10 protein-coding genes are annotated in these 14,965 nt (G+C 70.9%); 2 read left to right on the forward strand and 8 right to left on the reverse strand.

Features of this window, described 5'->3' with window-relative positions:
- Positions 1 to 11: 11 nt before the first annotated feature.
- A complete protein-coding gene (locus ACWGKJ_RS19090; RefSeq protein ID WP_385022041.1) occupies positions 12 to 794 on the reverse strand; it encodes an SAM-dependent methyltransferase in 783 nt (260 codons plus the stop codon).
- Between the two features lie 331 nt (positions 795 to 1,125).
- The gene (locus ACWGKJ_RS19095) at positions 1,126 to 3,585 is read right to left on the reverse strand and encodes a glycoside hydrolase family 3 C-terminal domain-containing protein (protein ID WP_385022044.1); all 2,460 of its coding nucleotides are present in this window, start codon (positions 3,583 to 3,585) and stop codon (positions 1,126 to 1,128) included.
- Between the two features lie 159 nt (positions 3,586 to 3,744).
- Between ACWGKJ_RS19095 and ACWGKJ_RS19100 the strand changes: the two genes are divergently transcribed.
- Positions 3,745 to 5,103: a transglycosylase family protein gene (locus ACWGKJ_RS19100; RefSeq protein ID WP_385022047.1), complete on the forward strand. Its 1,359-nt coding sequence runs from the start codon at positions 3,745 to 3,747 to the stop codon at positions 5,101 to 5,103.
- On the opposite strand, the gene ACWGKJ_RS19105 is transcribed toward ACWGKJ_RS19100, so the two are convergent.
- The 6 genes from ACWGKJ_RS19105 to ACWGKJ_RS19130 form a co-directional block, all read right to left on the reverse strand.
- The gene (locus ACWGKJ_RS19105) at positions 5,073 to 6,122 is read right to left on the reverse strand and encodes a DMT family transporter (protein ID WP_385022050.1); all 1,050 of its coding nucleotides are present in this window, start codon (positions 6,120 to 6,122) and stop codon (positions 5,073 to 5,075) included. The genes ACWGKJ_RS19100 and ACWGKJ_RS19105 overlap by 31 nt on opposite strands.
- Positions 6,123 to 6,319: 197 nt before the next feature.
- Positions 6,320 to 7,330, reverse strand: coding sequence for an ABC transporter permease (locus tag ACWGKJ_RS19110; protein ID WP_385022164.1), 1,011 nt, complete (start codon positions 7,328 to 7,330; stop codon positions 6,320 to 6,322).
- Between the two features lie 5 nt (positions 7,331 to 7,335).
- Entirely contained in the window at positions 7,336 to 8,298 is a 963-nt protein-coding gene (locus ACWGKJ_RS19115) for an ABC transporter permease (RefSeq protein WP_385022054.1), read from the reverse strand.
- Positions 8,291 to 9,823: a sugar ABC transporter ATP-binding protein gene (locus tag ACWGKJ_RS19120; protein WP_385022057.1), complete on the reverse strand. Its 1,533-nt coding sequence runs from the start codon at positions 9,821 to 9,823 to the stop codon at positions 8,291 to 8,293. The genes ACWGKJ_RS19115 and ACWGKJ_RS19120 overlap by 8 nt, the downstream gene beginning before the upstream one ends.
- Before the next feature lie 2 nt (positions 9,824 to 9,825).
- Positions 9,826 to 10,914, reverse strand: a complete 1,089-nt coding sequence (locus ACWGKJ_RS19125; RefSeq protein ID WP_385022060.1) for an ABC transporter substrate-binding protein — start codon at positions 10,912 to 10,914, stop codon at positions 9,826 to 9,828.
- A 170-nt stretch (positions 10,915 to 11,084) separates the two neighbouring features.
- Positions 11,085 to 12,137 carry a LacI family DNA-binding transcriptional regulator gene (locus ACWGKJ_RS19130; protein WP_385022063.1) on the reverse strand — a complete coding sequence of 351 codons (1,053 nt, stop codon included), beginning with the start codon at positions 12,135 to 12,137 and terminating at the stop codon, positions 11,085 to 11,087.
- Positions 12,138 to 12,337: 200 nt separating this feature from the next.
- Between ACWGKJ_RS19130 and ACWGKJ_RS19135 the strand changes: the two genes are divergently transcribed.
- Positions 12,338 to 14,890: a PA14 domain-containing protein gene (locus tag ACWGKJ_RS19135; protein WP_385022167.1), complete on the forward strand. Its 2,553-nt coding sequence runs from the start codon at positions 12,338 to 12,340 to the stop codon at positions 14,888 to 14,890.
- The last annotated feature ends 75 nt before the right edge of the window (positions 14,891 to 14,965 follow it).

Here is a 14,965-nt window from a genome sequence, read left to right on the forward strand (position 1 = left end):
GGGACCGTCCGCTACGGGACCAGTCCCACGCCGACATAGCCCGGATACGGTGTGAGTTCGGGCGCGGGCGGGACCTGGAACCACTCGGGGCCCGTCACCACGCCCGGCTCGACCAGATCCAGCCCGTCGAAGAACCGCACGATCTCAGCGCGCGTCCTGGGCTGGAAGGGGATACGGCTGGAGTAGGTGCCGGCCACATGCTCCTCCGCCTCGGGGAATGCGTCGAGGCTGGCCTGCGCCAGCATGAGGCAGCTGCCCGACGGCAGCCGGCCGACCAGCTCCCGCACGATCGCGTGCGGGTTCTCCTCGTCGAGGATGAAGTGCAGGACGGCGATGAGCGACAGGGCCACCGGCCTGCTGAAGTCCAGGAAACCATGGGCGTGTTCGAGGATCGTGTCCGGTTCGCGGACATCGGCCTCCACGTAGTGCGTGGCGCCCTCAGGGGTGCTGACCAGCAGGGCTTCGGCATGGCGCAGCACGATGGGGTCGTTGTCCGCGTAGACGACCCGGGCCGTGGGGATGATCTCCTGGACGATCTGGTGCAGATTCGGCTCGGTCGGGATCCCGGTGCCGATGTCCAGGTACTGGTCGATGCCCTGGTGCGCCGCCCAGGCGGCCGCGCGGTGCATGAACGCGCGGTTCTGCTGCGCTCCGACCCGGATGAAGTCGGCCAGCTCCTCGCCCAGCTCGCGGTCGACGAGATAGTGGTCCTTGCCGCCGAGCAGATAGTCGTAGACGCGCGCGGGGTGCGGCTTGCTGGTGTCGATGGGGTGCTTGGGGTTGCCTGCCGTCATGGGTGCTCCGAGTGCTCCGTTGCGGTCCGGACGTGGCGTGGAATCGGTGGGAACGAGCGAGTCCGGGCGGAGGGGCCGCCACGCTCACGCACTGCTCGCCTCCCGTCCTCACCTCGAAGTCTGTCACTTCCGCGGTGTGACGAGCCTTTCGCGGCCCCGAGCCGGCCCCGGCGGAGGGCCGGGTGGGCCCGGACCCGCCCGTCCTCCTGCCCGGACCCGTTCAGTCTCCTGCCCGGACCCGTTCAGTCTCCTGCCCGGCCCGGCTCAGTCTCCTGCCCGGCCCGGCTCAGTCTCCTGCCCGGCCCTGCCCGACCCGCCCGCAGTCCCCGTCTCAGGGCAGTACGCCCGCCATGGGCACCGGAACCGGCACGTCCACCTCCGTCACCAGTGGCAGATCCCCGGCCGACCGCCCCGCGTACACCGTGAACACCCCCGGCTCGACGCGCCAGCACCGCTCCGCCACGCACCAGTGCCGCAAAGACCGTCCCGGTACCCGGACGACCACTTCGGCGCTCTCGCCGGGCCGCGCGTGTACGGCGGCATGGCCCGCGAGCCAGCGGACCGGGCGCTCCACGGCCGATACCGGTCGCGCCAGATAGAGCTGGACGACCTCGCGCCCCGCACGGCCGCCCGTGTTGCGGACCCGTACCCGTACGTCGAACGAGCCGTCGCCCGACACGGCTCCGGGGGGTTCGAGCCGTTCGTACTCCCAGCTGGTGTACCCGAGACCGTGCCCGAACCAGTACGCGGGCGCCACCGGCCCCCGCAGCCAGGCCCGGTAGCCTATGTGCAGGCCCTCCGTGTAGCGCAGCGCGCCGTCCCGGGGCGTGGTGCCCAGCACCGGTACGTCGTCCTGCCGGGCCGGCCAGGTCGTGGGCAGCCGCCCGCCCGGCTCCGTACGGCCGAGGAGGACATCCGCCACAGCATGCCCCGCCTCCTGGCCGGGGAACCAGCCGAGCAGCACCGCCGCCACCTCGTCCCGCCAGGGCAGAACCACCGGGCCGCCCGCGTTCACGACGACCACCGTGTCGGGACGGACGGCGGCCACGGCCCGTACCAGCTCGTCCTGACCGACGGGCAGTGCGAGCGAGAGGCGGTCGCTGCCCTCGGACTCGGTCTCCTCCGTGGTTCCGACCGCCACCACGACGGCATCGGCCGCGCGGGCCGCCGCGACCGCTTCGGCCAGTGCGGCGGCGGGGGGCGAAGCCGGTGGCGCGGCGGCGAGGACCGTGGCGACTCCGGTGCCGGGGGCCAGTCCGCGCCGGGCGACGATCTCGGTCTCCGCACCCGCGGTGAGGGTGATCCGGCCGGAGCGGTACGGGGGCGACACATGGATATGGGTCGGGTCGTCGGTCTCCGGGGCGAACACACCCTCCACCACGGTCCGGCCATCGGCGGTCAGCGAGACCGGGCCGAATCCGCCGACCGCCAGGGTCCACTCACCGCTCGCCCCCGGCCGCAGCAGGGTGCGGATCTCCACGGTGGCCGCGCCCTCGGTCCTGGCCGGTTCCACGATCCGCCCCGACAGCCGGTGTTCGGAGTGCAGTACGGCGCCACCGGCGTCCAACAGGCTGACCAGGAAGCCGGGTTCACCGGTCTCCGGATTGCGTGCCGCCTCCCGGGTGAGCGGCGCGGGCCCGCGTCCGGCCGGCACCCCGGGTGTATGCAGCAGCCGCACCCCCGGGCCGAGCGCCGCCCGGATCCCCTCCAGCGGGGAGACGACGGAGCCGGGGAAGACCTCGGCGCTGCCCCCGCCCTGGATACGCAGCCCGGCGGCCCGCGGCCCGATCACGGCGACGGTCCGCAGTTCCCGCGGGTCGAGAGGAAGCACCTGCCCCGCGTTGCGCACCAGCACCATGCCGGCCGCCGCTGCCCGGCGCAGCAGTGCGCGCCGCTCCGCATCGGGCACCACAGGACGCCACACCGGAGCCGGTGTGCCGAGCGCGCCCACCCGGTCGGCCAGCCGCAGCAGCCTGCGCACCTTGTCGTCCACCGCGGACTGGGCCACCGCCCCAGACCGTACGGCCGCCAGCAGCGCATCGCCCCAGGCACCGGCCGGTCCGGGCATGGCGAGATCCTGGGCGGCCCGCGCCGTCTCCACCGTGGCGCGCACCGCACCCCAGTCCGAGATCACCAGGCCGTCGAAGCCCCACTCGCCCTTCAGCGGTTCGTCCAGCAGCGGACTCGCCGACATGGTCGCGCCGTTGACCCGGTTGTACGCCGACATCACCACCCACACACCGGCCTCGACGGCGGCCTCGAACGGCGCCAGATAGACCTCGCGCAGGGCCCGTTCGCCCACCCGGACATCGACCGTCAGCCGGTCGGTCTCGGCGTCGTTGGCGACGAAGTGCTTGGCCGTCGCGGCGACTCCGCCCGCCTGCACACCGCGGATGAGGGCGGCACCGGTACGGGAGGTGAGCAGCGGATCCTCGGAGCAGCACTCGAAGTGGCGGCCGCCGAGCGGCGTCCGGTGCAGGTTCAGCGTGGGCGCCAGCAGTACGTCCACGCCCTTGGACCGGGCCTCGGCCGCGAGCAACCCGCCCAGTTCCGCGGCGAGTTCCTCGTCCCAGGCCGCCGCGACGGCGGTGGGTGACGGCAGGACGAGCGAGGTCTCGCGTTCGTCCCACGACTCACCGCGTACGCCCACCGGCCCGTCGGATGTCACCATCGCCCGCAGCCCGGCCGCCGGTTCGGCGTGCGTGCGCCAGCCGGAGGCCCCGGTCAGCAGACGCACCCTGGCCGCCGGGCTCAACGCGGCGACCAGGGCGTCCAGTTCTTCGTCGGTCATGAAGCCCCCTCCGCGCTCTCCTTCGGAGAGCGCTCTCCCGTATCGGCTGCAAGGGTACGGCGCGCACGTGCCCTTGTCATTCCCTCCACGCCGGCCTTACTTTTGCGCCCTGCGACGTGTCCGAGGGGCGCGTCCGAGGCGCGAGTGGGGGAGCCGAGCATGGCCGCATCCGGTCGTCATCGCCGTTACGAGCCAGGCCGGATCAACCGTGCCTCGCTCGCGGTCACCGCGGGCGGCGCCGGGCTCGCGCTGCCGCTGCTCACCGCCGCACCTGCGGGCGCCGCCACGGCAGACGTCTGGAACAAGGTGGCGCGCTGCGAATCCACCGGCAACTGGCAGATCAACACCGGCAACGGCTATTACGGCGGGCTCCAGTTCAGCCGGTCCACCTGGCAGGCGTACGGCGGCGGTGTCTACGCCGCGCGGGCCGATCTGGCGACCCGGCAGCAGCAGATCGCGGTCGCGGAGAAGGTGCTCAGGGCGCAGGGTCCCACCGCCTGGCCGGTCTGCTCGGTACGGGCCGGGCTCAGCAGGGACGATGCCGCGCCGAGGACGGTCGTGAAGGCCGGGGCGCCGAAGACGGCCGTACGGACCGGGACCGGAACGGCCGGCCGAGCGGCCCCGAAATCCCGTACCGCGGCGCCGGAGCACACATCCGCCCCGAAGCCCCGGAGTGAGCCGCACCCCAGGACCCCGGCCGGCTCCAAGACCGGTGCCGCGCCCGCGGCGTCGGCGAGGCCGTCGGCGACCGTCGCTTCCGCCACGCACCACGACGCGTACACGGTGGTCAGCGGTGACTCGCTCTCCCGGATCGCCGAGGCCGAGCACGTCAGCGGCGGCTGGCACCGGCTGTACGAGGGCAACCGCCCGGTGGTCGGCACCGACCCCGACCTGATCTTTCCCGGCCAGCGGCTGACCATCGACGGGCAGCAGCGGAAGGCCCGGTCCGGACACGCCCCCGCCGCGCCCCGGACCGCGGAGCCCCGTACGGCACATACGGCGCACACCACGACGGCGCCCGCCGGACCCGCGGCGAAGTCCCACCGGACGGCGCCCGCGCAACACCACCCCGCTTCGGCTGCTCAACGCCACCCCGCTTCGGCCGCGTCCTCGACGGCCCTGGTCGCACCCGTGCCCGGCCACCACACCACGGCCTACCGCGCGTCCGGCGGTTCCTGGTCCAGCGGCCACCACACCGGTATCGACTTCCCGGTCGCGACGGGCACCTCGGTCAAGGCGGTCGCCGCGGGCCGAGTGGTCGCCGCCGGGTGGGGCGGTGCCTATGGCTACCAGGTGGTCATCCGGCACGCGAACGGCACGTACACCCAGTACGCCCATCTGTCCGCACTGACGGTCCGGATGGGCCAGAACGTCCAGCAGGGGCAGCGCATCGCCCGCTCCGGGTCGACCGGCAACGCCACCGGACCGCATCTGCACTTCGAGGCGCGGACCGGCCCGGACTACGGCAGCGATATCGATCCGTTGGGCTACCTCAGGGCGGGCGGCGTCGCCGTGTGACCGTCCTTCTTGGTGCGGGTGCGCGCTGCCACCAGATGCGGCTGCGGCGCGGGCCCGCCGGGTGGCGGGACCGTGGCGGAGGTCTGCCGGCCCTGTGACTGTGAGCCGCGCGGGGTTCCGGCGTCCGGCCGGTCGTCCGGCCCGTGGGGGGTCCCGGCGTCCGGCCCGTGCGTGGCCCCGGAGTCCGGCCGGTCGGCGGCGAGCCGCTCCGTCGTCAGCAGGATCAGTCCGCCCGCCGCCACGACGCCGCAGGCGAGCGCCAGCACCGTACCGGTCACCCCGTAGCGGAACTGCTCACCGAAGAGCGTGACACCGAGCGCGGCGGCCAGCACCGGATTGACGACGGTCACGGTCGCCAGCGGGGCCGCGAGCCCGGCCCCCCGGTACGACGCCTGCGAGAGCAGTACCCCGGTCGCCGCGAACCCGGCGATGGCCAGCAGGCTCGGCCACTCGGCGGTCGGTGAGTGCGAGGTCCAGTCCACCGCGACGGTCTTGACGAAGACCGAGGCGGCGCCGAAGGCCACCCCCGCGGCCGTTGCCATCACGACGCTCCGCACCACCGGCTTGCGCACCCGCAGAGCGGTGAGGAACAGCAGGGCGATCCCGCCGAAGGTCGCCAGCGCCAGTACGGTCCGCTCGCCGCCGGGCAGCGTGCCGCTGCCCGCACCGCCGGTCAGGGCGAGCAGCCCGGCAAGCCCCACCGTGGCCATGATCGCGCCACGCCAGGCGGCGGCCCCCGCCCTGCGGCGTACGAAGACGGCAGCCATCGGGAGTGCGAAGACGATGGTCAGGGCACCCAGTGGCTGCACCAGGCTGAGTGGCCCGTAGGCCAGCGCGATCACATGCAGTCCGGCCCCGAGGCCGTTCAGTGTCATGGCCGCCCACCAGCCGGCGTGACGCAGGGGTGCGTAGGGGCTGCCGGGGGTGGCCACGGCGACACGTTCCTGCACGATGGCCCCGGCCGCATACGCGACCGCGGAGACCAGCGACAGCAGCACGGACAGCGCGAGGGCACTCATGTATCAACGATCTCTCCTTTCGGCCGGATTGTCGTCGTACCCAGGCACCGAATCGTTCGTACTACCAGAGCAGTACGCGGCAACCCGGGAGGTAGTCCTCGCGGCGGTCGTGCAAGAGCCGCAAACCGCCCGGTAGCGGCGCAGAGCGGCTACCGGGCGGTTCGCGGCGTGGTCACCGGGTGGTCAGGGCGCGGCCTTCAGAGCATCCTGCGGCGCCTGCCCAGCCAGGTCTGGGCGATGACCACGACCGCCAGGAAGGCGCCGCTGACCACCTGCTGGTACGCGGAGTCCAGCGAACCGATCTGGTTGATCACGTTCTGGATGACCTTCAGCAGCAGCACCCCGACGAGCGAACCGCTGATGAAGCCGAATCCGCCGGTCAGCAGCGTGCCGCCGATGACGACGGCCGAGATCGCCTCCAGCTCCATGCCCGAGCCGAGAATGGTGACACCGGAGACCAGCCAGGCCGCGTTGAGCGCGCCCGCGAGCCCCGCGCAGACCCCGGAGAGCGCGTACACGGTGGTCTTCGTACGGGCCACGGGGGCGCCCATCAGCGCCGCCGCGTCCTCGTTCCCGCCGACCGCGTACACATACTGGCCGAAGCGGCTGCGGCGCAGCACCACCGCTCCCAGGACGAAGAGCGCCAGGGTGATCCAGACCGGAACCCCCAGGCCGAGCCAGCTGTCCTGGCCGAGGTGGGCGAAGAGCGAGGAGCCGTCGACGAGGTAGGTCGTCGCCCCCTCGTGGGTGATCGCCAGCAGGATGCCGCGCGCGGCGAGCAGCGACGCCAGGGTCACGATGAACGGCGCCAGCCGGGCCCGCGCGATCAGCAGGCCGTTGACCAGGCCGATCAGCCCGCACACCGCAAGCGGCAGCAGCAGCGCCACCAGCGTCCCGTACCGCGAGCCCCAGGCCCCGAGCACACCGCCCAGCGCGAAGAGCGAGCCCACCGACAGATCGATGCCGCCGGTGATGATCACAAAGGTCATCCCGAGGGCGACGACGGCGAGGAAGGCCGAGGAGACGGCCATGTTTCCGAGGTTGTCGGCGGTCAGGAAGGTGTCGAAGCTCAGCGATGCCGCGATCACGGCGACGACCAGGGTCACCAGGGCGCCGTGCTGCTGGGCGAGCGCGCTGATCCGCTCGCCGCGGGTCGATCCGGTGGGCTCGTCCCCTTCGGCCTCGCGGCCGGTCCCGATGGTCTGCACGGCGGTCACCGCTTCCCCCGTTCCCGTGCCGCGTACACCGCGAGCACGATCACCACGGCCTGGGCGATCTGCGTCCAGGACGGAGGCAGATCGTGCTTGATGAGCGTGGCGGTGAGCAGCTGGATGAGGACGGCCCCCGCCACGGTGCCGCCGATCCTGATGCGGCCGCCGCTCAGCGGCGTACCGCCGACGACGACCGCGGTGATCGCGGAGAGTTCCATCAGATTGCCGAGCGAGGTCGGATCGCTGGCCTGCAGCCGCGCCGACGCGAGGACCCCCGCGACGGCGGCCAGCACCCCGGAGCAGACATAGACCAGGATCAGCACCCGCCGGACCGGAAGCCCGGCCAGCTGGGCGGCGGGCCGGCTGTCGCCGATGGCGAGCAGCTGCCTGCCGAAGGTCGTACGCCGCACGGTGAACGCGACGACCAGGGCGAGCGCCGCCGCGATCAGCACCAGATACGGGATGCCGAGCACGTCCCCGGAGCCCAGCGACGCCATGCCCGGGTCGTGGATGTCCTTCAGCTGGGGGAGCAGGACCAGGGCGATCCCGCGTCCTGCGACCATCAGTGCCAGGGTCGCGACGATGGGCTGGACGCCGATGAACGCGATCAGCGATCCATTGGCCACCCCCACCACGATCCCGCCGACGACGGCCGTGATGAGCGCGATCCACACCCCGTAGCCGAGGTAGAGCGAGACCAGCGAGGTCGAGAGGGCCATCACCGAGCCGACGGAGAGGTCGACGCCCTCGCTGCCGATCGCCAGCGCCATCCCGAGCGCCACGATGAGGACCGGTGCGACCTGCACGGCCTGGGTGCGGAAGTTCTCCGCGGACAGGAAGTGCGGGGTGAAGGCGATATTGGCCAGGATCAGTACGGCCACCCCGGCGTACACGCCGTACTCCTGGAGGAGCCGCAGCAGCCGGTCACGGTCGTAGGAAGTGCGCCGGAGCGCCAGGTCAGTCATGGTCCCCGCCCTTCGCGGCGATGGCCCGCAGCAGTCGCTCCCCGGTGACGGCGTCACCGGACAGCTCCGCGACGACGGCGCCGTCCCGCAGGACGACGACCCGGTCGGAGCCCTCGATCAGCTCCTCCATGTCGGAGGAGATCAGCAGGACGCCGAGCCCGTCCTCGGCGAGTTCGTCGATGAGTTTCTGCACCTCGGCCTTGGCACCGACGTCGATGCCCCGGGTCGGCTCGTCCAGGAGCAGCACCTTGGGGTGCATGGCGAGCCAGCGGGCGAGCAGCACCTTCTGCTGGTTGCCGCCGGAGAGTTCGCCCACCTTCTGGTGCGGGCCCGCGGCCTTGATCCGCAGCCGCGTCATGAAGGTCTCCACGATGCTGTCGATGCGTTTCTCGTCGACCAGGCCGAAGCGCGAGAGCCCCGGCAGTGCGGCGAGGGCGATGTTCTCCCGTACCGAGAGCCCCGGCACGATGCCCTCGGCCTTGCGGTCCTCGGGCAGCAGACTGATGCCCGCCCGGATGGCGGCCGGGGTGGAGCCGGTACGGACGGCGCCGCCCGCGACCAGCACCCGGCCCGTGTCGGGCGGCAGCGCCCCGGCGATGGCCTTGGCGGTCTCGCTCCGGCCGGAGCCGAGCAGCCCGCCGAGACCGACCACCTCACCGGGCCGGATGGTGACCGACACCCCGTCCAGCACATGACGTACCGTCAATCCCTCTGCACTCAGGACGGGTTCGGCGCCCTCGATGTGTCCGCCGGTGAACTTGGTGAGGCCCTCGCTGCGCACCTCGCCCATCTCCCGCCCGAGCATCAGCGAGACCAGCCGCAGCCGGTCGAGCTCGGCGATCGGCCCGGTGTGCACGACCTTGCCGTCCCGCAGCACGGTGACGTTGTCGCAGACCTCGTACAGCTCCTCCAGGCGGTGGCTGACGTAGATCACCGCGATCCCGCGGTCGCGCAGCATCCGGATCACCCCGAACAGGGTCTGGACCTCGGCCGGTTCGAGCGAGGACGTCGGCTCGTCCATGATGACCACCCGGGCGTCCACCGAAACCGCGCGGGCGAGCGCCACCATCTGCTGGGTGCCGACGCCGAGGGACCGCAACGGCCTGCGCACATCGGTACGGACACCCAGTGAGCGGAGCGCCTCGTCCGCCTCGCGGTGCATCCGGCGGAAGTCGATCAGGCCGATACGGTTGCGGGGCTCGCGGCCGAGGAAGAGATTGCGGGCCACGCTCAGCAGCGGGACCAGATTCACCTCCTGGTAGATCGTGGAGATCCCGGCGTGCTGTGCGGCGAGCGGGGTGGCGAAGGAGGCCGGTTCCTGACGGTAGGTCAACTCGCCTTCGTCAGGGTGGTAGACACCGGTCAGTACCTTGATGAGGGTGGACTTCCCGGCGCCGTTCTCACCGATCAGCGCGTGGACCTCACCGGGCCGCACCGCGAAGTCCACCCCGTCGAGCGCGCGGGCACCCGGGAAGGTCTTGGTCAGACCGGTGACGGACAGCACCGGCGCCTCGGGCGCCCCCATGCTCAGAACGCCTTGTCGATGTCGGACTTGGCGTTGTCCTTGCTGTACTCACTGTCCTGGATGACGATGTCCTGCGCGACCTTCTGGCCCTTGGTGAAGTTGTCCAGCGTCTCGAAGGCGAGCGGCCCGAAGCGCGGGTTGGACTCCACGTCACCGCTCATCCAGCCGTCCACGATCTGCTGGACGCCGTTGCGGGTGCCGTCCACCGTCACGATCTTCACCGCGCCGGCCTTCTTGCCCGCGCCCTTGAGCGCGTTGACGGCGCCGAGGCCCATCTCGTCGTTCTCCGCGTAGATCCCGGCGATGTCGGGGTTCGACTGGATGAGCTGTTCGGTGACCTGCTGGCCCTTCTCGCGTACGAAGTCACCGGTCTGCTCGAAGACCACCTTGAGCCCGGGGGCCTTGGCCTTCAGCTCGTCCTTGAAGCCCTTGGTGCGTTCGGTGGTGACGTTGTTGCCCGCGGAGCCCAGCAGAATCGCGAGCTTCCCCTTGCCGCCGGTCGACGCGATCATCTGGTCGGCCGCCCGCTTGCCCTGCTGGACGAAGTCCGAGCCGATGAAGCTGACGTAGTCCTTGCACGGGGTGGCGTTGATCTTCCGGTCCACGGTGACGATCGGGATGTGCTTCGCCGCCGCGGTACGGAGCACCGGGCCCCAACCGTCCGAGTTCAGCGGGGCGATGACCAGCAGGTCCGCGCCCTTGGCCATCAGGTCCTGGACATCGCTGATCTGCTTGGAGAACTGCGACTGCGCGTTGGCCGTCAGCAGCTTCAGACCGCGCTTCTTGGCCTCGGCCTTCATGGACGCGGTCTCGGCGATCCGGAAGGGGTTGGCCTCCTTCTCGGACTGCGAGAAACCGATCGTGGCGTTCTTGATGTCGAGCTTCTTGCCGCCGAACTGACCGATGGTGCAGCTCTTGGCGTCGCCCGCGGTCGGAGTGGCGACGACCTGGCCCGAATCGCCCTTGCCGGACGAGGCGGAGGTGTCCTTCGAGCCGTCGTCCTCGGACTTGGCGCAGCCGGACGCGAGCGCGAGGCACGCGGTGAGGCCGGTGGCGAGAAGAGCTTTGCTGGTGGTGCGTCGAAGGAGCATGGTCGGATTCATGGCGTCCCCAGATTTGGCGCAGGCCCGTGGTGGTTGAGGCACGGGAGGCGGGCTCGTACGAGTCGACTCACAGCGTTCCGGGGCACTTTTTACAACGTTAGAAGGGTCCTGTAAACCCTTCGCGTACCTGACAACCCAATACCGGGCCTGATCCCGCGTCACCGGCGCCCCAGAGTGCTCTCCCGCTCCACCAGCCTGAATTCCGCGGCCAGTTCACGTCCGGCGCGCGTCCCGCCCGACTGCTCGCTGTGCTGGTCGGAGCCCCCTTCCGGACTCTGGAGACCGCCGATGACCGACTCCACGGCGAGCCGCGCGATGGACTGCTTGTCGGGCGAGACGGTGGTGAGTGTGACCGCACCGAATCTGCCCTCCGCGATGTCGTCGAACCCCACCACCGCCACATCCCACGGCACCCGCAGCCCCCGCTCCGAGAGCACCCGCATCGCACCCACCGCCACCAGGTCGTTGTAGGCGAAGACGGCGTCGGGCCGCTGTCCCGAGTCCAGCAGCCAGGCCATCGCCTGCGCCCCGTCCCCGCGGTCCCAGCCGCTGGTCGGGGCCGCCAGCCCGTCGGGCGCGGGCAGCCCGGCGGCCGTCAGCTCCTCGCGCCAGCCGCGGAGCCGCAGTTGGGCGGGCCTGTTGATGCGGTCGGTGCGGGCGCCGAGGTAGGCGATCCGGGTGCGGCCGAGCCCGATCAGATGCCGCACCGCGCAGCGCGAGGCCGCGACGTTGTCGATCGCGATGTGGTCGTACGGGAGGGCGTCGTACTCGCGCTCGCCGAGCAGCACCAGCGGCGCGTCATGGATCCGGCTGCTCAGATCCTCGGGCTCCAGCTCGATGGGGGAGAGGATCAGCCCGTCGATGACCCGCCCCCGGAATCCCTGACTGACCAGGATCTCCTGTTCGCGCTCGCCGCGTGTGTGGTCGAGCAGCACCGTGTAGTCGTGCTCGGCCGCCGCGTCGATGACGGCCCCCGCCAGCTCGGCGAAGTACGGGTTGCCCAGTTCGGGCACGGCGAGCGCCAGGATTCCCGTACGGCCTTTGCGCAGGTGGCGGGCGGTGAGGTTCGGTACGTAGCCGAGCTCGTCGATCGCCGCCTGCACTCTGGCCCGCATCGCCGGAGTGACGTGCTGGTAGTTGTTCACCACGTTCGAGACGGTCTTGATCGAGACGCCCGCGAGCCCGGCGACGTCCTTGAGGCTTACGCCCACTGAGTCTCCCCTCCGAGTTGGTCATGCCGCTGGACAGCAGGCAGGAGTCGTGCTGTCATGCCAACTGCCGTTCCTTCCAACGTTGTACAGACTGATGCAACGAGCCGCCACCCTTCCTCACCAAAGGAGGATCCGTGCGCATCCGAAGAAATCTGGCCCTACTCCTCGCCGCCGTCACCGGCTTCGCGGGGCTCTCCGCGATGCCGGCCGCGTCGGCCGCGCCGGCCAGGTCCGCACACCCGAGCACCACCGTCACCGCCCATGGGCTGAAGGGGGAGTACTACACCCAGTCGGCCCCGGGAGCCTTCGACTTCGCGCAGCTCAAGGCCACCGGATTCGACCCGGACATCGACTTCCCCACCCTGGAGTCACGGCTCCAGTCCGCCACCGGCCAGTCGGACAACGACAGCGTCCGCTGGACCGGGAAGATCGTCCCGGAGAAGACCGGCGCCCATACGTTCTCGATGATCGGCGACAACGGCTTTCGGCTCTGGATCGACGGGAAGCCGGTCATCGACCACTGGGTCGACGACTGGGAGAAGGAACAGACCTCCCAGCCGGTCGAGTTGACGGCGGGCAAGGCCTACGACATCAAGATCGAGTACTTCGAGCACGAGGGCGGTTCCAACCTCCATCTGAAGTGGACCCCGCCGGGCGGCACCAAGACGCCGGTCCCGCAGTCCGCGTTCCGGCTGCCCGACGGATACGACTACGACGGTGCCATCGCCGCCACCGTCCAGAAGTCCGGCCGCACCCTCAAGCTCGACTTCGCGCAGAAGCTGGCACCCCCGCCCGCCGGACTCGCCGGACATCTCGACGCCGAGATAGGCGGCGCTACCTGGCCGCTGGGCGCCGTCAAGGCCGACCGCTCCGACCCGCACAGCCTCACCGTCGCACTCAAGCAGCCCGTGGTCGGCAAGAAGGGCGGCGGTGCCAACGGTCTCGCCGACATCCGCTACGACGGCAAGGGTTCGCTGAAGAGCCGCGACGGCAAGGCGGTCGGCGCCTTCTGGTCGAGCGGTTCCAACAACTCCGAGTACGAGCTGCGCACCAAGTGGGCGGACGACGTCAGCCCGTCCAACGCCCACCCCGAGTACCCGCGACCCCAGCTCACCCGGGACGACTGGCAGAACCTCAACGGCAGCTGGCAGTTCGCCGCGGCCAAGGCGGGCGAGAAGCCGCCGGTCGGGAAGAAGCTGGCGGAGAAGATCCTCGTCCCGTACCCGGTCGAGTCCCAGCTCTCCGGAGTGGAGCGGCACGAGGACCGGATGTGGTACCGGCGTACGTTCACCGTCCCCAAGGGCTGGAAGGTCGGCTCGGGCAAGCGGCTCCAGCTCAACTTCGGGGCCGTGGACTGGCAGGCCGATGTGTACGTCAACGGCACCAAGGTCACCGAACACAAGGGCGGCTACGACAAGTTCAGCGCGGACATCACCGACGCGCTGAAGCCGGGCCGCACCCAGGAGGTGATCGTCGGGGTCTATGACCCGACCGACGCCAAGGACGGCGAGAACCCGCCGATGGGCAAGCAGCGCCAGGACCCCAGCGGTATCTGGTACACCCCGTCGTCCGGCATCTGGCAGACCGTGTGGATGGAGCCGGTCGCGGCCGACCACGCGGACTCCCTCAAGCTCACCCCGGACGTCAAGGCGCAGAAGGTCGCCGTCGAGGTGCAGGGTGTGCGCGGCGGAGTGCCGGTCACGGCGACCGCGTACGACGGCAGGCGCAAGGTGGGCACCGCCACCGGACGTACCGGCACCGCGCTGAACGTGCCGGTGCCCAGGCCGCACCTCTGGTCGGCGGACGACCCGCATCTCTACCGGCTCAAGGTCACCGTCGGCTCCGACCGGGTCGGCAGCTACTTCGGGATGCGCTCCATCGCGGTCGAGAAGGTGAACGGCACCCCGCGCACCGTGCTCAACGGCAAGCCGGTCTTCATGATGGCCACCCTCGACCAGGGCTTCTGGCCGGACGGGCTGTACACCGCGCCGACCGACCAGGCCCTCGCGTACGACCTCAAGATGCACAAGGCGATGGGCTTCAACGCGGTCCGCAAGCACATCAAGGTCGAACCGGACCGCTGGTTCTACTGGGCGGACAAGCTCGGGCTGCTCGTCTGGCAGGACATGCCGGCCATGGAGGCGGGCACCAACCCGTCGCCGGCCGCGCGCACCGAGTACGAGCACGAGATGAAGCAGATGATCGACCAGCACAGCAGCCACCCGTCGGTCGTCATGTGGGTGACGTTCAATGAGGGCTGGGGCCAGTACGACATGGCGCGCATCGCCGACCAGGCCAAGGCCTGGGACCCGACGCGTCTGGTCAACAGCATGTCCGGGATCAACCTGGGAGCCGACGGCGGTACCGGCGACATCATCGACGAGCACGGCTATCCCAGTCCGGCGCTGCCGGCGCCCGACGGGAGACGCGCGCTGGTCAGCGGTGAGTACGGCGGACTCGGACTGGCTGTCCCGGGGCACGCCTGGGCGGTGCAGCAGTCATACGTCGCGGTCGACCCGGCCACGTACACGGACGACTACCTCACCAAGCTCAATGAGGTACGCAAGCTCGCCTGCCAGGGCAGCAACGGCGCCGTCTACACCCAGATCTCGGATGTGGAGGGCGAGCTGAACGGGCTGATGACCTACGACCGGAAGGTCATCAAGCCGGATGTGAAGCGGGTCAGGGACGCCCAGCAGGCGCTGATCCATGACGCGTCGCAGGCGGTTCCGGCAGGGTGCCCGTCCTCCTGACGGGGCCGGGTGCCCCGTGCCGTACGCGGCCCGGGGCACCCGGAGCATTCCGGTCGGAACTCTTGACGCGAGCCC

Source organism: Streptomyces sp. NPDC054757 (genome assembly GCF_053612185.1).